This is a genomic window from Virgibacillus litoralis (assembly GCF_017873675.1).
Taxonomy (GTDB): Bacteria; Bacillota; Bacilli; order Bacillales; family Amphibacillaceae; genus Lentibacillus; species Lentibacillus litoralis.
The window spans coordinates 88,898-105,709 of sequence record NZ_JAGGKK010000007.1; the positions used below are offsets into that span (position 1 = coordinate 88,898).

A 16,812-nucleotide genomic window follows, 5' to 3' on the forward strand; every position below is an offset into this window, starting at 1 on the left:
TATGCAGAGGCTGCTGGGAGTGGATGTCCATGTCAAAGGAAGATGTGTTACCAATACATAATCAAGTTTTTGAAAGTTTAAAAGAGGCTATTCTTTTTGTCCGAAAAAACGGAGAAATTATAAAAGGTAATAACGCTGCTCATTCCTTATTAAAGATGGAGGAGTATACATCTATTTCCGATTATTTGGAGTTTAGTCTGCTAACAGAAAATGATGAAAATCATCTCTTAATGGAACAAAAGAATAATAATGGAAAGCTTATTGAAATTAAATCCATACGTGTTGAAGATAATGTTTATTGTCTTATAATGAGTGATTTACCCATCCATGATAAAACGGATGAAGTAAAGAAATATATTAATCATTTAATTCATGCTAGTTCTGAGGGAATGGTAATGTATGATAATGAAATCATAATTGATTGTGACCAAACATTTGCGGATATGTTTGGATATTCAGAAAGTGAAATCAAAGACATGAAAATATCACAATTAATGGATGCTAACAGCACCTATAAACTAGCTGAAATTATCCATAATGACCCTGATAAACCCTATGAATTAACTGGTATCAGAAAAGATGGCACATCATTTTACATGGAGTTTATGGAGCATCCGTATAATAACCTGGGTAACATTGCCCGTGTTGCAATCATTAAAGATATTACAGATAAAGTAGAAAATGAAAAACGAATTGAATTCATGGCATACTACGACGAACTTACTGATTTACCAAATAGAAATTTTTTCCATAAAGTCCTTGGTGAAGCTATTAAAGAAGCACATTTAAATGATGAAATGCTGGCTGTATACTTTATTGACGTGAATTACTTCAAAGAAATTAATGATACATTAGGATACTCTTTTGGTGATCAATTATTAAAGGCGTGTAGTAATCGGTTTAAAGCATTTTTACACACAGATACATTTATCGCTAGAATGGGTGGTGATGAATTTCTGATTCTGCAAAGGCGTACTACAAATAAAGGTTCTGCAATTGAATTAGCAGAGAGTCTGATATCTGAGTTTGAAAAGCCCATTAAAATTGACGATTATGAAATGTTCCTATCCATTAGTATCGGAATTAGTATGTATCCAGAGAATGGACAAACACCGAATGATTTAATTAAACATGCTGATTCAGCGATGTATGTTATTAAGGAACAACACCATAATAATTATAATGTTTTTGAATCATCTATTTCAGAGAATTTCAAAGCAATGCTGACTATGGAAAGTGAATTAAGGCAAGCGCTAAAAGAAGGTCATTTCGAGCTGCATTATCAACCTCAAAAGAACCTTAATACTGGAAAAATTATTGGTCTGGAGGCATTACTTCGCTGGAATCATCCTGTTAAAGCATATATTCCACCTGATGACTTTATTTCACTCGCAGAAAAAACTGGACTTATTATTGATATTGGTGATTGGGTCCTAAAAGAAGCATGTAAACAGAACAAGTTATGGCAAGACAACGGATACTACCCAGTTATCGTAAGCGTTAATTTATCAGCAAAGCAATTTCATCAGAAGGGATTAGTAGAAAAGATAAAAAATATTCTACACGATACTGGTCTGGACCCTTCTTATTTGGAACTTGAGATAACGGAAAGTATGGCAATGACAAATGAAGAGTATATGCTGGAAACAATTCAGCAATTGCGTGCCCTTGGAGTATTAGTTTCAATTGATGATTTTGGTACGGGATATTCATCACTAAAATATTTAAGCTTATTTCCAATTACCAAACTAAAAATTGATAAAATGTTTATGAATGAAAATCAGAAACAAAATCAGGCAATAGTAAAATCAATTATTCATATGTCACATTCCCTGGATATGAAGGTTATTGCAGAAGGTGTAGAAACAGTTGATCAGCTTAACTTTCTGGAAGGTGAGAAGTGTGATGAGATGCAAGGTTTTTATTTTAGCAAGCCATTGCCGCCTGATAAGTTAACAAAATTATTTAAGACAGTAGGTTAAAGATATGTAAAAAAAAGCTTGTGCTAAGAGTAGCACAAGCTTTATTTAATAGTAAAAAGTTGCACCTACGATAATAAGCAGGATAAACAGTACAACGATTAACGCAAAGTTGTTTCCGTATCCTTGGTAACCACCATAACCACCCATTCATTATCACCTCCTACGTGTTACACTTATACTATATGATAAACGCAACAAAACGTATGGACGTTTGACTAAATAATTTAATAAGAATGTTTGTTAGAACTATTCAATCAGGGTCTTAGATAAATTTAAAATTTTTAATTGGTCATTTTCATTTCCGATTGTAAGTACATATTTAAATGTTTCTTTTTTTGTTTCTTCTTTATTCTGCAAATTAGTTTCCACAGTTACATCTACGGTTGTTTCTACTTGGTTGTCCTTTTTAATCTTGCTGGAAAAATCAGAGTACTCTAAATCAATAATATGAATATATCGTTCTCGGAAATCCGAGTAAGAGTTTTCTGATTGCATTGAACTGCCTAACAATGTATAAGCACCTACATAATCTCTTATAATAAAACTTTCAAAAAAGTAGTCAATTATGTATTCAGCGTTTTCCTTGAGTTCTTCCGGTTTTGTAGTACTGCCAATTTCGGAAGTATTAGCAAAATCCAACTGTTCATTCTGCGCCTCATTCGACCATGTTGTAATTTTTTCAATAACTTCGCTTATCGGAATACTAAATCCAATTGTTCCATCTTCGGTACCTACAGAATTAATCCCAATAACATTCCCAGTTTCTCTGTTGATTAGAGGGCCACCACTATTACCATGCGTTATTTGCGCTGATATTTGATAGACATTTTCATAATTAAATCCATCAACTGAAAAATTTCGTTCAGTACCAGATATAATTCCTAAAGTTACTGTATTCTGAAATCCATGCGGGCTCCCGAGTGCAATGACTTCATCTCCCATTTCAGCTTGTATATCTTTTTCAATTGATAAGGAGTTTTGACCAGCAAGCTGTGGCACACGGATAACGGCAATGTCCGTTTCTTTTCCCATACCAATTACTGCTGCAGGGTATATACGCGCGTTCGCGGTTCTAACATAGATTACATCAGCATCTCTAACAACATGTGCATTGGTAATAATATCACCTTTATTATTATATAAGAATCCTGAGCCGGTGATTGTATTGAATTCATTTTGCCCTTCTATCTGTACAACATTTTTTTCAGATTCATGAATAATTGTCTTAAGGTCAATACTATTGGAACTAGATTCTACTTTACTTATCACCGGATTATTTACAGAGACATTTTTGGAAGCCCAATAGTCATTGATTGAAAATAATAGGAACGCCCCTATAATAATAACAAGCGCTGATACTATAATAGGTTTCGTCTGCATTTTACTCATGTGTTCACCTCATTAAGAACATTAGATATTATTGATTGGTATACCATTTTATTTTATCCACTTTGATATTAATGTTTTTACCCTCTTGATCTATATCAAAATGGGTGAACTCAAATTCACCAACTTCATCAGGGTACAGTGTCTCTGGATATACATATACTTCATTTGATAAAAATTCACTTCCTGACTTGGATGATAATGTATATTCCACCAATATTGTATTTATAGGAATTGTTGCAACACTTTTTACTTTACCCTTTACAACTAATTTATCCTGTTCATTATTTTCAACATTGACTGAAACAAGTTCAATCGCATCATTTTCATTTAATTTCCGTTCTTCTTCTGCAGAACTTATTGCCTGCTCAATTCGTTGACGTTGTGCTGTTTCAAATGCTGTTTTTTCTTTATCAATAGTGGTTTTCAGGCTTTGCAGCTTTCCTGAGTTTGGGGCATACTTTAAGCCGTCTTCAACTATTACTAGCGCATCTGAAAACTGTTTATCATTAAGATTTTCGCTTGCTTTTGAAAAGGTATAATCAACAATTTGATTTCGAATGTCAGTAGTAATTTCAGCTGCTTCATCATGCTTGATCGACTCTGCTTCCCACAGCAAGGTTTTCATGTCATTAATACTTGGTTTTTGATCTAATTTATGTTTAAGCTCTTCTATCTTTATTAAATTGCGTTTTGATGTAAGTTTATTTATTAATTGGGTAACTGCATTGCCATTATAGTTACTTAATGAGTTCTCAGCATCATTGATTAGAGATAGTGCTTTTTGGTATTCCTGTTTCTTTAAAAAGTTATTTGCTTTTTCAATGCTGTTTTCTATTTTTAAAGCTTCTTGTACATAAGTTAAGGCAATATCTGCTTGCTTAAATTCTTTACTATTTTCAAGAGCAGATTGAAGTAATTCTTTCGCTTCTCCATACTGGCCTTCCATAACGCTTTCTTCGGCTTTATTGTATAAGTCACTTGCTTCGGCCGTTTGATTTTGCATAAATATATAGTAGATACCTGCAGATAAAATAACTAAAGCTAATATTGAAATGGGGAGGTACCAATATTTATTAAACGATTTATGGTTTTTGAGTCGCTCGGCTGCGTCTTCTGGCAGTTGTTTGCCGCATTTTATACAATATAACTCATTTTCTTCTACTTTTGTGCCACAATAAGGACAGTGGTGCATAATAAAACCTACTTTCATTGACTAAGCCTATTCTGATTTCTTTTCTATTTTATCATATTTTTGCTTTATTTAGGAAAAGGAAATTGATATGATAGGAGAAGGAAGAAAGATACTTTAAATGTTACGATTGTACATAAATTTAATAGAGGAGGTACAAGCATATGGAACTTTGGGAAACCGCTTTTGGGATCATTTGTTTTGGATTACTTGCATTAAATATAGGCTACTGCATTTTTGATAATGAATAATAAAATTCAAATATAAAAAGGGTCGGACAATTGATGCCTGACCCTTTTCTTCATTTCGTCATAGCCCATTGGTCAAATGGAAAAATAATCAGCTCCGATTTTCCAATGATATTTTCTTCACTAACAAACCCCAGACCATTTCTGCTATCTTTGCTTAATATTCGGTTATCACCCATAACAAAATAACTGTTCTCTGGTACCTTAATAGGACCAAATTCTCCGGTATTGCTTTTTGCATCTTTATTTATAAATGGCTGCCCATATTTTTCACCATTAATGTACAGTATGTGATCTTCTACTTTTATGGTCTCGCCAGGTATCGCAATAATTCGCTTAACATAATTTTTTAGGGGTCTTTCTATAATCACAATGTCACCGCGTTGAGGTGTACCCATTAAGTACGTGAACTTATTGAAAAGTACTGTTTCTCCATCTTCAAGAGTGGGTTCCATACTCTCACCATCAACAATCGATGTTGCAAATACGAATGATCTTAGAAAGAAAGCGAGTACGATTGCTATTAATATAGCTTTCAACCATTCCAGCCATTCATTTTTCTTTTTTGTTTTAGTCAAAGAAGACATCCTTTCTCAATACCGTTCAGACGAAAATATAATTAGGAAAGTAATTATTTCAAGAAAAACATTATTTTATTTTTTTTTGTTCTGTTTGGCAATTTCTTTGAGTTCCTTTATCATATTGTTCTTATATTCGGCATCCGTATTTAACTGTAAGCCTACTTCAGAAGAATGGTGGAAGTTTTTGATCCATATTATTTTACCTGATGCATGAAAAGAATGAGACTTTAAGCTAAAGGAAAGGTTTATTTTCGTATTCTCTTTCAAATCAACAACATTTTTACAATTAATCTTTGCCCCTTGATTACTTACATCAAGAATATGAACTTTGGTTGTTACTGTACTGTTTTCTTCTCTTTTAGTCATTTTTCCCTCAACTGGCTGATTAAACACGAAGCGATAAGCTTCATTTCTTTTGTAATACATCGAAACCCTCCTATAGTTTAAAATCCACATTTCTAAAATATCACTTTCAGTACAGTTGAAATAGGCTTTTGGTTACTTAAGCAGAAACTTGTCTTTATTTGTGAACCTGTGCTAAAGTTAAGTAAGCAAAAAAAGGAGGTACTATATACATTAATATGTGCACTACAGAAAAGCTACTGGAAAGAATAGAATTCTTACGCAATAAAATGACTGATGTTGCTCTTGAAAAAGGATTTACAAGTATTGAATCAATTACTATCAGTCAAGAATTAGATAGGCTTTTAAATCTTTTCGATGACGTAAAACAGACTAAACATCAGAAAAGCATCGATTAAAGTACAGCTATATTAAATTAATTTTTCCCTCTGTAAAAATGCCTCAAGGCGATCGAGTCCAAGCTTGATTGTTTCCATGTCATACGCGTATGACAGACGCATATAACCTTCACCTAAGGAAGAAAAGGAATTCCCCGGAACTAATGCTATTTTACCGTCCCGAACTAAATTAATTCCCAACTGAAATGAGGATATTTTATCTTTTATAGGAAACTTTGCGAAAAAATAGAATGCTCCATCTGGTTTATTGACATCAAGCCCCATGTCTATTAAACGATTATATACATAATCACGTCTTTTCTTATATTCATTACGCATTTTAACGGGGTCGTTCAACCCGTTCGTTAACGCCTCTAATGCGGCATATTGGCTGATGGATGTTGCGCAAGACACATTGTACTGGTGAACCTTAAGCATGTGTTTTGTTAACCATTCAGGTGCTAGAGTATATCCAATTCGAAACCCAGTCATAGCATGTGATTTAGAAACACCATTAATGACTATCGTTCTTTCCTTAACCTCGTTAAACTCTGCAATTGACGTATGTTTCCAATCATAAACAAGCTCACTGTATATTTCATCTGCTAAAATAAATATATTTTTATGCTGCAAAATTGAAACCAGTTCTTGTAACTCATTCTTAGTGAATGAAGCCCCTGTTGGATTGGAAGGGTAGGGGAGAACGACACATTTTGTCTTACTTGTAATATGTTTATCCAGGTTTTCTTTTGTAAGTTTAAAATCATCATTAGTTGTATCTGCATAAACAGCATCCGCTCCAGCCAATTTTATAAGCGGTTCATATCCGGGATAAATTGGTGCAGGAAGAATTACTTCATCCCCTTGTGACAAAATGGTGCGAAACGTTATATCGATAGCTTGTGATGCGCCTGATGTAACAATAATTTCCGATTTTGGGTCATAGCTAACGCCATAATTGTGTTCGTAAAATCTTGAGATAGCAGTTCGCAGTTCAATTATCCCTGCATTGTGTGTATACATAGTTTTATTATAATCTAGTGCAATTTTTGCAGCATCTTTTACGTGATCCGGTGTATGAAAATCGGGCTGTCCTATTGTTAGAGACGTCACATTCTGTTCATCAGACACCATATTGAAAAACTTCCGAATCCCCGATATTTCAATATCTTTAACAGAACTATTTAGGTTTGGTCGCATCAGTTTAACCTCCAGTTTAAAAATATTCATAAAATGTTCAAATAATTTTGATTTGTTATACAACATAAAGGGTATAATAGATAATGAGCAGTTATAAAGGAGTGTGAAATTATGCGCCCAATAAAATACCAAAATTTTGAAGACCTTGTACAGCAAAACAAGCAAGAACTATTAAGAGACGAAAATGAGTTAGAACAAATTGAAATTCGTCTGGAAAAAAAGCAATCAGATAAACAATCTAATAATCCAGAACACTTTTCTTCCTATTATCAATGATTACTCATTTATAAGTCACTTTTTCTATTGATAATCATAACATAGGTTGTTAAGCAGAAACTATCTTTAAAACCTCAAAAAAACAGAGGCTGGAACAAAAGCGTTTTAGTCAATTTACAATCCGAACTATGATTCAAAATTCTTGAAACAGAATTGGAATTAGTTCGGATTTTTTTTGCAGTAAGAAAGTATAAATCCTTTCTTACTGCATAAGTGCAACTATTCCATTCACCAAAATAGCTTGTATTCCAAAGTATAAGGGATTCTTAAGAAAGCAAAATATGCTTTCTTAAGAATCCCTTAAATGAATGTCACTTTTCAAATTATAATTTCTTGAAAAGTATATTGTTTTCTAAGTGAACGTGCTGGAATGTGTCTGCTTCCATTTCAGCCAATCGGGCATACGTTATTCGGTATGAGCTGCACGCATCTGCTGGAGGTTCAAATCCGTTGGTAATTTCTCGCATACGTTTTAGAATATTTCCTGATGCTTCATGTTCGTCTTCAAGCCCTCCATTAGCTTCATGGATATGATTTAAAAGTTTTTCACTCGGATTTTTTTCATATTCTTTAATTAAAGGAAATACTTCACCTTCTTCTTTAATCATATGTTCTTCCATATCTACTTTAAATTCGTTATATAAACGATGCAACTCTTTTAAATGTGGGTGATTTGCACCATGCACACGAAGGATCTTAGTAACAAATTGTCCTAAAGCAGGGAGCTCTTCATTAAGATAAGCATGATGTGTATGAACAACGTGATCAATTAATTCAGTAGGCGGGATGGCATCCCAATCAACTATTTCATGATCTTCTTGTTTCCAGCTATCAAATGCACGATTAAGTTCTCCTAGTACAACGGTTTCATCTATCTTTCCTTCCTTAAAAACATCTCCAAGTGGACGTTCCCCACCACAGCAAAAATCGATTCGGCGTTCTTTGAACAAATCACTCGCTTTTGGAAATGCCTTTACAATTTCAGCCGGTGTATGTTCAGTAGTAAATTGACTCATGACTATTACCTCCTATTAGTTAACTTACTTAGATAATAGTCGATTTGTTGTTTGCGTGTCGTGATTGATATCACTTACTTAGGAACTTTTTAATTTAGGACTGGAATATGCCTGAATTAAAATTACCGCACCGATAATACACGCCATTCCGATCATTTGTATAAAGGAGAAGGCTTCATGAAAAATAAATACGCCAATTAATGTTGCAACAACAGGTTCGATTGTCGTTAGTATAGACGCTTTGGAAGCATCTGTTTTGTTTAACCCATATGTGTAAATAATGTATGCAAATGCTGTTGGCAGAAAGCCCAATCCAAACGCATAAAACAATACTGTTGGATTCAGTAGCATATGGAACTTTTCCTGATAAGGGAAAAATGGCAATAATGTGACAGCAGCAACGATAAATGTATAGGTCGTAATACTAAGACTTGAGTATTTTTTAAGTGCAAATTTACTGAAAATGCTATATAGGGCATACCCAATACCTGATCCTAGTCCAAATAGAATACTAGTTAGTTGGAAGGCTTTTAGGTTTAAAGGAATTAAACCAACAACCAGCGCTGTTCCCAGCAGTGTAATTAGGAGTGCGATAATCTTCAGTCTAGTTAGAGGTTCCTTGAAAAGAAAAAATGATAAAAGAGTTACGAACGCTGGAGCTGTATAAAGCAATGCTGTTGCAACAGGAATTGTTGATAATTCAATAGCAGTAAACATACAGTAATTGAAAAAAATAATGCTAAAAATACCGGTACCAATAAAATATTTTATGTCACGGATGGATTTCAGTTTTAGCTCTTTTGGTGAGGAAATAATTAAATATATAACTAGTATACTAGCAGCAGACCATGCCCGAAGTGTAACAACTTCCATAGGTGTGAATCCGTATGAATATAGGTTTTTAACATACCAGCCAATTGTACCCCAGAGGGCAGCACCCAAAATAATATAGACGAAAGCTTTGTTCACGGTAGTTCCCCTCCTTTAGCATTCAATAATTGCAATTATATCAGATAAACATATTGTGTATATTCATAAAGCGAATTGTTTATATTGGATAATAAAACTTGTAGAAAGTAGTTGAATCAAATGATTGGAAGTTTAATTGCAGCCAATATAAATTATTTGTTACCAACAGGAGTAAGAGTAGAGTATGTATATATATTTATTGGAATTATTATAATCTATTTAATGGTGCATCCACTTGTAAACTGGGTGGTTTCGATGCAATCGACTAAATTATTGGCGTATGTCACGAGTAGTTTAGCCTTTCTAGTGTTATTTCTGTTAGGTATTATTTTAACTACAGTTCTAAATTTAAGATTGTTTGCCATGACCCTGCAGTGTCTTGCCATCTTTGGAGGATGTCTTATTATTATTCATGCACTCCAGCATCTATTTAGAAAAAATAAAAGCATATAAAAAAGCGCCTGGTGCACAGGCACTTTGATTTCTAATAATTGCGGCGTGTTTTGGTAGGAGGCCATTCCATTTTCCCAAGAGAAGAAGGGGTGAAATAAGAAGATGTGTATCTTTTCTGTGAAACACGATGCTGTTTGTCTGCTGCTGGGTGCCAATTAATATAGTTATAGACGATTTTTTTCGCATGTGAAAGTGACATCTTTGTTTGAGGATTTCGGTAGCTTGAATCAAGTTCACCTAAATGTTCAAGTTTTTTGAAGTCATCTTTTGTTGGGGGAATATGAAAAAAATAGTCGTCCACTTTTACTAGAAGTGTAGAATGCTGATTGCTAAACTTTGGATGGTTTGAGAAGTGTAAACCAACTTTCTGCGCACGTCTTTCATTTAACAACCTGTTTATTGCTTCTTTCTTTATAAAATATAGATGCTTTGGTTCTGGTGCGGTTTTGGCATGACGGTTAATGGTAAAGAGTGCTTTGGCAATTTCGCTTAAAGGAATCGATTGTTTCCCGTTCATAGGATTCTCTCCTCTCTATATTAATATAACTACTTCCCTATATCGTATCGTAAAGCTTGTCCTATTGCAATATTTTAGAAAACTTCTTAGTAAACTCGGCTTATCGCCATGCCTTAATATAGATAAGCCTTAGGTGCACTTATGCAGTAAGAAAGGATTTATACTTTTGTATGAAAATACCTCTAAAACTTGATTTTAGCGGAAACAGGAGACGCTATTTCTATATAAAAGCAACTTTCTCGAAGTTATCCGGACACAGAAGCCGTTATTATACATATATCATGGTTATTTAACTGTATTTGTGTGAAATAAGATCCTTGGTATCAGCTAACCTCAAATTTCCTATATGAAAAATAATTTTCATGGTAGATGGAGGCTGCGCATTCAGCATCCATGGTTGTTTCTTATCTGCTAAAAAAAGAAACAGGGGGGCCTGTTTCAGCTTTTTAACTCATATCCTCAATATCCTGAACGATTTTCTCCATATTTGCCTGATCTCTGCCGTCATATCCTTTGATAGCATTTCCTTCTGGCGTCACAATAAAAAATCTGGTTGAATGCATCACCTGGTTTGAATCTGCAATCTTCTCGACTGCTGCTTTAAAGGATTTAATAGACAATTCTTTAACTGTTTCAAATTCATAGCCTGTAAGCAGATGCCAATTGTCAAATGTACCGCCACGAGCCTTGGCATAATCTTTAAGAATTTTTGGAGTATCTTTTTTAGGGTCGACACTAAATGAAACGAGTTGAACTTCTTCTTCAAGTCCAGCCTCTTTTAATTGTTTTTGCAAGTCTGCCATATTCGAAGTCATCGGTGGGCAAACAGTAGTACAATTTGTAAAGATGAAATCTACTACCCAAAACTTACCTTCCATATCACTTTTACTGACCTGTTCGCCATCCTGATTTGTAAACGTAAAATCCTTTACTTCGTAAGAATAGTCACCTTCATATTTTTCACCACATGCACTTAGTATAACAATCAATAATAAAGGAATTATAATTTTAAATTTTGACATATGTGTTTTCCTCCTAAATGAAATCGTAACTAGTGTAGCATGTTTCCAGTAAAAAAACTATGAACAAACTGTTACGATTCGGGGCTGAAACACAATAGCCAGTTTAGCGATGAAATAACTTAGCTTTTTAGGGTGAAGGTATGGATCTCTGGTTTGCATAAGAACCTATACGGTAGACGGGTAGTACCTAAGCCCCTGTTTACGTATAATGTTAATTTCTCGTTTTGTAATGTGTGTTTTCCTTGTACATATTTCTCTGCATACATTGGAGTATATAAGTGTCCGATAAAAGGAAACCGAACTTGTCCGCCATGACTATGTCCTGAGAGTTGAATATCTACTGGAAAATGAACCGTCGTGTCAGCAAAATCAGGCTCGTGAGCAAGTAACATTGTAAAAACGTTTGGATCTGCATTTGTTAATGTTTTTTCTAAATCCGGTCTGCCAAGCATTACATCATCGATACCAGCTAGGGCAATTTTTTCGTTATTTATTGGAATTGATGTATAGCTGTTCTTTAGCAGATGAAATTCAGCTTTGTCCATGACATCCTTTACAATGTCAGTTCCATATCCACCATGGTCATGGTTGCCGTAAACCCAGTATTTCCCATGATTTGCTTTGAGCTTTCGTAGTGTTTTAATAAGTTCGTTGTTCCAGTTATACATGTGCGGTTTATCGACAAGGTCTCCAGTAAACACGATTATATCCGGATTCTGGGCATTTATTGTTGTTACAAGCTCAGCAAATTGTTCAAGTGAGTAATGATAACCAATATGTGTATCTGAAAATTGTACGATTTTAAAGTTGTTAAAGGATTTGGGAATCTTGGACGACGATAGAATTTGCTGGTTGATGTCAAGCATTGTTGGCTCAATTTCTCGTGCATAATAATAAGTACCCCCGCTTAAGCCAACCAAAGCTAGCAGACTACCAATAGATTTTTTTAAGAAAGTGCGTCTGTTCATATATGTCAAACCTTTCAAGGGTTTCAGAATTCTGTTAATGAGGATCTTTGTAGGCTAAGTTGTTGCCTCTTAATTTTCGCAGTTAATATAGACTGCGACATAATGCTGAATAATGAATTACGTGCTATCAAAACAGCTTTTAATTATTTTCTCGTATGATATTCATCATACCTTATTTTAATATGAGATTAAATAAGATTTTGATAGAACTTTGTATCATATTTACAGTTATTTTTTTGACTTTTGTGATTGTTATAAATATGATAATACATATAGACGAAGGTTGTTTTCTAAATGATTTGCTGTTAGCGAAGGGACTATACGAAGATTTATGCGTGAAATTGAAGATGATGAGTTCCTGCAATGATTGTTCTGCAAAGGTGGAAGCGGAATTCCTGAGATACGAGTAGTGTATTTCTGGAGTTAAGGAGCAACAAAACTTACGAAAAGAGCCTAAATGGAATAAGGGGGATTATATGAATAATAAAACAGTTATTGTAACAGGAAGTTCTAGTGGAATGGGAAAGTATATGGCTGAAAAGTTCGCTGTAGAAGGTGCGAATGTTGTTCTTACAGGTAGAAATGAAGAACGATTGCAAGCGACAAAAGAAGAGTTGGAAAAAAACGCAACAGGTGAATTATATATAATTTCGATGGATGTAAGAAAACCTGAAGATGTGGAACGGCTGGTCGAAAAGACAGTCGAAAAATTTGGTTCAATTGATCATCTCGTGAACAATGCAGCTGGCAATTTTATTGCTGCTGCGGAAGATCTTACAGTTAATGGCTGGAATTCTGTAATTGATATCGTGTTAAATGGCACATTTTATTGCAGCCAAGAGGTAGGGAAGTATTGGATTGAGAATGAAATAAAAGGATCAATCATTAATATGGTTGCTACATATGCATGGAACGCTGGAGCAGGTGTTGCCCATTCCTCTGCTGCAAAGGCAGGGGTACTTAATCTGACACGCACTTTAGCTGTAGAGTGGGGAACAAAGTATGGTATCCGTGTAAACGCAATTGCCCCGGGACCGATTGAGCGTACTGGTGGAGCAGAAAAACTATTTGAATCAGAAAAAGCTGCGAAGCGTACAATTAATTCAGTACCGTTACAACGATTGGGTAAGCCAGAGGAAATTGCTGATCTTGCTCACTTTTTACTCTCCGATAAAGCTGCATACATTAATGGGGAGGTTGTAACAATGGATGGAGGACAATGGCTTAATAAGTTCCCGTTTTAAACATTAAAGCGTGCTATCCATTGGGATAGCACGCCAGCTCAACTGTTTAAATAACATAATAAAATACAGTGAAGAAATGAAAAATGGAACCTGCCAGGACGAATAAATGCCATACAGCATGGTGATAAATAAACCCGCGCCATATATAAAAGATAGCCCCTAGCGTGTAAAACATTCCACCAATCATTAATAAAAGCATACCTGTTCCATCCATAATTGCTGTAAGTGGATTCCATACCAGGGTAATTAACCAACCCATTAAAACATAAAATAATGTTGACAGAACAAGGAATTTTTTTACGAAAAATATTTTGAAGACAACACCAATTAATGCAATCCCCCATACAGTACCAAACAATATCCACCCCAATTCATCGCGTAAATAAACGAGCAGGAATGGGGTGTATGTTCCTGCGATAAACAAATAAATAGAGGAATGATCAAAGATTTGGAAAATATCCTTCCATTTTCCTTCAGGCAGGCTATGAACAATTGTTGATGATAAATACATAATTAGCATCGTTGTTCCAAATATGGTAACGGACACAATTTGCCATGGGCTCCCATTAAGAGAAGCAAATATAATTAATAACACAAGACCAGCAATACTTAATAATGCACCAATCCCATGTGTAATAGCATGAACAATTTCTTCTTTCTTTGTAAAAGTGTGTATTTCCATTTAAAAGCCTCTTTCTATTCGACATATTATTATTGTACACTGAAATTTGCATAAAACTAGTTACAAAAGTCATAACAATTCCTGCTCTAATATAGAGCGTTTTTTGATAATTTCTCATAAATTTTTATTAAAAATTTTGACATTAAATTATACGAAAGTATTTTTAATATGTAGGAACTATATATGTTTCTCGAACATTAACTATGGTAAACTAAGGATGTGGATGTAGGTTTACAACTCCTTTTTCAAGTCTAAAAAAATGATGGTTGCTGCCAGTATCTAAAAGGAGCGATTTAGTATGAGTACGATACAAGATAAGCAATTAACAGATATTGTAGTGGAAGATATAATGATATCATCTGAAAAAGTTGCCCATGTTCAGCTGAATAATCCATTGGAACACGCACTATTAGTATTGGTGAAATCCGGTTATTCTGCTGTCCCTGTATTGGATGCATCTTATAAGTTAGTAGGAACGATAGGTAAGACAATCATTTTAAACGAGATTCTAGGTTTAGAACGATTTGAAATCGAGAAACTTTCTGACATGCGTGTCCATGAAGTAATGAATACAGATATACCATCATTATCAAAAGATGATTCGTTTATGAATGGGTTAAAAGCGGTTATTAATAATACATTTGTATGTGTTTCTGATGAAGAGGGTTATTTTGATGGAATTGTAACCAGACGTGCTATTCTAAAACAAATGAAACGAGACTTTTATACAAACAGAAATGATTAATCATGAAGTTGAGTTATTGTTGCACCCTTGCAGAAAATATAAATGCGTAGGGTGTTTTTTATTTTAAGAAGAAGCTGTGATAACCTATGGTAACCAATCTTAAAAAAATAAAAACGATGAAACGCCCATTTGTATTAGCAGCCGTTATGCTTGGCATGTTTTTAGCTGCAATAGAGGCGACAATTGTTGCAACAGCAATGCCTAGTATTGTAGCAGATCTTGGCGGGTTTTCACTTTACAGTTGGGTTTTTTCTGCGTATTTATTAACTAATGCCGCTACTGTGTTAATATTTGGCAAGCTTTCTGATATTTTCGGAAGAAAGCCTATTTTTATGATTGGTATTTCCATTTTCCTAACAGGTTCTACGCTTTCTGGTCTTAGTGGATCCATGACAATGCTGATCATTTCACGGTTTATACAAGGTGTTGGCGCAGGTGCTTTGATGCCCATCGCAACTACGATAATCGGTGATATATACAGTAAAGAAGAGCGGGCCAAAATCCAAGGACAATTGTCTAGTGTATGGGGTATATCTGCTGTTACGGGACCGTTACTTGGTGGTTTTTTTGTTGATATCTTAAGTTGGCGTTATGTTTTTTGGATGAATATTCCATTAGGTATACTTGCTATGCTAGGGATATTTTTCTTTTTCCATGAAAATATGGAAAAGCAAAAGCGTTCTGTTGACTACCTCGGATCGGTGTGGATTGCAATGGCTATTACATCATTGCTATTCATTTTAGTTGAAGGTGGTATAGGGATTCCGTGGAAATCTACTGCCATGTATGGTCTGATTTGTTTGGTTGTAGTGGGGTTACTTTTATTTATTAATCAGGAACGGCGTGCAGTGGACCCGATGATGCCATTTGAAATATGGAGACATCGAATAATCAGTATAGCAAATTTAACTTCGCTGACGACTGGAATGATACTAATTGGTGTATCCAGTTACCTGCCTGCTTTTGTACAAGGTGTTATGGGTTATTCTGCAACAGTAGCAGGGTTTACGTTAACAACAATGTCTATTGGCTGGCCAATTGCAGCTATGGCCGGGGGCAGGCTTTTGCTGGTAATAGGATATAGAGCAACCTCATTCATTGGTGGTGCATCATTAATTATTGGAGCACTATTGTTTTTCCTGCTATCACCTGATAAAGGTCCGGTATGGGCGGCTGCAGGATCGTTCTTTGTTGGAATAGGTATGGGTTTAACAAATACATCATTTATTGTAGGAATACAAAATGCTGTTGGATGGGAAACTCGTGGTATTGCAACTGCTGCAAACATGTTCATGCGCTCGATCGGAAGTGCTCTGGGCGCGGCATTACTTGGAGGTTTGCTAAATAGCAGAATCCAAGCCTTTATTCAGAATGAAGAACTGGAAAATAAAGTCTCTGTCGACATGACAAACAGTTTATTGGATCCACAGCAAAATGCTTCACTCTCACAGGAGGTTAAATTTGTATTGCAGGAAGGTCTAACTTCAGGATTACATCTCGTTTATACGGGGTTATTAGTTTTGGCAGGAATAAGTTGTTTCCTAATTTATTTTTTGCCAAAAAAAGGACAGGAATAGCTTGTTCTTGCGAG

18 protein-coding genes are annotated in these 16,812 nt (G+C 34.9%); 6 read left to right on the forward strand and 12 right to left on the reverse strand.

Annotation, left to right across the window (positions count from 1 at the left end):
* The first annotated feature begins 29 nt into the window (after positions 1-29).
* Positions 30-1,982, forward strand: coding sequence for a sensor domain-containing protein (locus tag J2Z82_RS07965; RefSeq protein ID WP_209480270.1), 1,953 nt, complete (start codon positions 30-32; stop codon positions 1,980-1,982).
* Between the two features lie 45 nt (positions 1,983-2,027).
* Here J2Z82_RS07965 and J2Z82_RS07970 read toward each other — a convergent pair whose 3' ends face one another.
* The 5 genes from J2Z82_RS07970 to J2Z82_RS07990 form a co-directional block, all read right to left on the reverse strand.
* Positions 2,028-2,129, reverse strand: coding sequence for a YjcZ family sporulation protein (locus J2Z82_RS07970; protein WP_209480272.1), 102 nt, complete (start codon positions 2,127-2,129; stop codon positions 2,028-2,030).
* A gap of 99 nt (positions 2,130-2,228) precedes the next feature.
* Positions 2,229-3,371, reverse strand: coding sequence for a S1C family serine protease (locus J2Z82_RS07975; protein WP_209480273.1), 1,143 nt, complete (start codon positions 3,369-3,371; stop codon positions 2,229-2,231).
* Between the two features lie 28 nt (positions 3,372-3,399).
* Positions 3,400-4,581 (reverse strand): zinc ribbon domain-containing protein, encoded by a 1,182-nt coding sequence (locus tag J2Z82_RS07980; RefSeq protein ID WP_245251236.1) that lies wholly within the window; start codon positions 4,579-4,581, stop codon positions 3,400-3,402.
* Positions 4,582-4,861: 280 nt separating this feature from the next.
* Positions 4,862-5,386 carry a signal peptidase I gene (lepB, locus tag J2Z82_RS07985; protein ID WP_209480274.1) on the reverse strand — a complete coding sequence of 175 codons (525 nt, stop codon included), beginning with the start codon at positions 5,384-5,386 and terminating at the stop codon, positions 4,862-4,864.
* 75 nt (positions 5,387-5,461) lie between these two features.
* The gene (locus J2Z82_RS07990) at positions 5,462-5,815 is read right to left on the reverse strand and encodes a PilZ domain-containing protein (protein ID WP_209480275.1); all 354 of its coding nucleotides are present in this window, start codon (positions 5,813-5,815) and stop codon (positions 5,462-5,464) included.
* Between the two features lie 155 nt (positions 5,816-5,970).
* On the opposite strand from J2Z82_RS07990, the gene J2Z82_RS07995 reads away from it, so the two are divergent.
* On the forward strand, positions 5,971-6,150 hold the full coding sequence (locus tag J2Z82_RS07995) for an aspartyl-phosphate phosphatase Spo0E family protein (RefSeq protein WP_209480276.1): 180 nt from the start codon (positions 5,971-5,973) through the stop codon (positions 6,148-6,150).
* A 12-nt stretch (positions 6,151-6,162) separates the two neighbouring features.
* Here the strand turns inward: J2Z82_RS07995 and J2Z82_RS08000 are convergent, their stop codons facing one another.
* Complete coding sequence (locus J2Z82_RS08000) at positions 6,163-7,329, reverse strand: aminotransferase A (RefSeq protein WP_209480277.1); 1,167 nt, start codon at positions 7,327-7,329, stop codon at positions 6,163-6,165.
* A 111-nt stretch (positions 7,330-7,440) separates the two neighbouring features.
* Between J2Z82_RS08000 and J2Z82_RS08005 the strand changes: the two genes are divergently transcribed.
* The gene (locus J2Z82_RS08005) at positions 7,441-7,605 is read left to right on the forward strand and encodes an FbpB family small basic protein (RefSeq protein ID WP_209480278.1); all 165 of its coding nucleotides are present in this window, start codon (positions 7,441-7,443) and stop codon (positions 7,603-7,605) included.
* Between the two features lie 323 nt (positions 7,606-7,928).
* Here the strand turns inward: J2Z82_RS08005 and ric are convergent, their stop codons facing one another.
* From ric to J2Z82_RS08030, 5 genes are all read right to left on the reverse strand, one after another.
* Positions 7,929-8,621 (reverse strand): iron-sulfur cluster repair di-iron protein, encoded by a 693-nt coding sequence (ric, locus tag J2Z82_RS08010; protein WP_209480279.1) that lies wholly within the window; start codon positions 8,619-8,621, stop codon positions 7,929-7,931.
* A gap of 78 nt (positions 8,622-8,699) precedes the next feature.
* Positions 8,700-9,590 carry a DMT family transporter gene (locus J2Z82_RS08015; RefSeq protein ID WP_209480280.1) on the reverse strand — a complete coding sequence of 297 codons (891 nt, stop codon included), beginning with the start codon at positions 9,588-9,590 and terminating at the stop codon, positions 8,700-8,702.
* 484 nt (positions 9,591-10,074) lie between these two features.
* Positions 10,075-10,560, reverse strand: coding sequence for a YkyB family protein (locus J2Z82_RS08020; protein WP_209480281.1), 486 nt, complete (start codon positions 10,558-10,560; stop codon positions 10,075-10,077).
* Positions 10,561-11,006: 446 nt separating this feature from the next.
* The gene (locus J2Z82_RS08025; RefSeq protein ID WP_209480282.1) at positions 11,007-11,582 is read right to left on the reverse strand and encodes an SCO family protein; all 576 of its coding nucleotides are present in this window, start codon (positions 11,580-11,582) and stop codon (positions 11,007-11,009) included.
* A gap of 119 nt (positions 11,583-11,701) precedes the next feature.
* The gene (locus J2Z82_RS08030; protein WP_209480283.1) at positions 11,702-12,550 is read right to left on the reverse strand and encodes a metallophosphoesterase; all 849 of its coding nucleotides are present in this window, start codon (positions 12,548-12,550) and stop codon (positions 11,702-11,704) included.
* Between the two features lie 476 nt (positions 12,551-13,026).
* On the opposite strand from J2Z82_RS08030, the gene fadH reads away from it, so the two are divergent.
* Positions 13,027-13,794, forward strand: coding sequence for a 2,4-dienoyl-CoA reductase (fadH, locus tag J2Z82_RS08035; protein WP_209480284.1), 768 nt, complete (start codon positions 13,027-13,029; stop codon positions 13,792-13,794).
* Positions 13,795-13,840: 46 nt separating this feature from the next.
* Here the strand turns inward: fadH and trhA are convergent, their stop codons facing one another.
* Complete coding sequence (gene trhA / locus J2Z82_RS08040; protein ID WP_209480285.1) at positions 13,841-14,476, reverse strand: PAQR family membrane homeostasis protein TrhA; 636 nt, start codon at positions 14,474-14,476, stop codon at positions 13,841-13,843.
* 298 nt (positions 14,477-14,774) lie between these two features.
* Between trhA and cbpB the strand changes: the two genes are divergently transcribed.
* Positions 14,775-15,221 carry a cyclic-di-AMP-binding protein CbpB gene (gene cbpB / locus J2Z82_RS08045; RefSeq protein WP_209480286.1) on the forward strand — a complete coding sequence of 149 codons (447 nt, stop codon included), beginning with the start codon at positions 14,775-14,777 and terminating at the stop codon, positions 15,219-15,221.
* A gap of 86 nt (positions 15,222-15,307) precedes the next feature.
* The gene (locus J2Z82_RS08050) at positions 15,308-16,798 is read left to right on the forward strand and encodes an MDR family MFS transporter (protein WP_209480287.1); all 1,491 of its coding nucleotides are present in this window, start codon (positions 15,308-15,310) and stop codon (positions 16,796-16,798) included.
* Positions 16,799-16,812 lie beyond the last annotated feature (14 nt).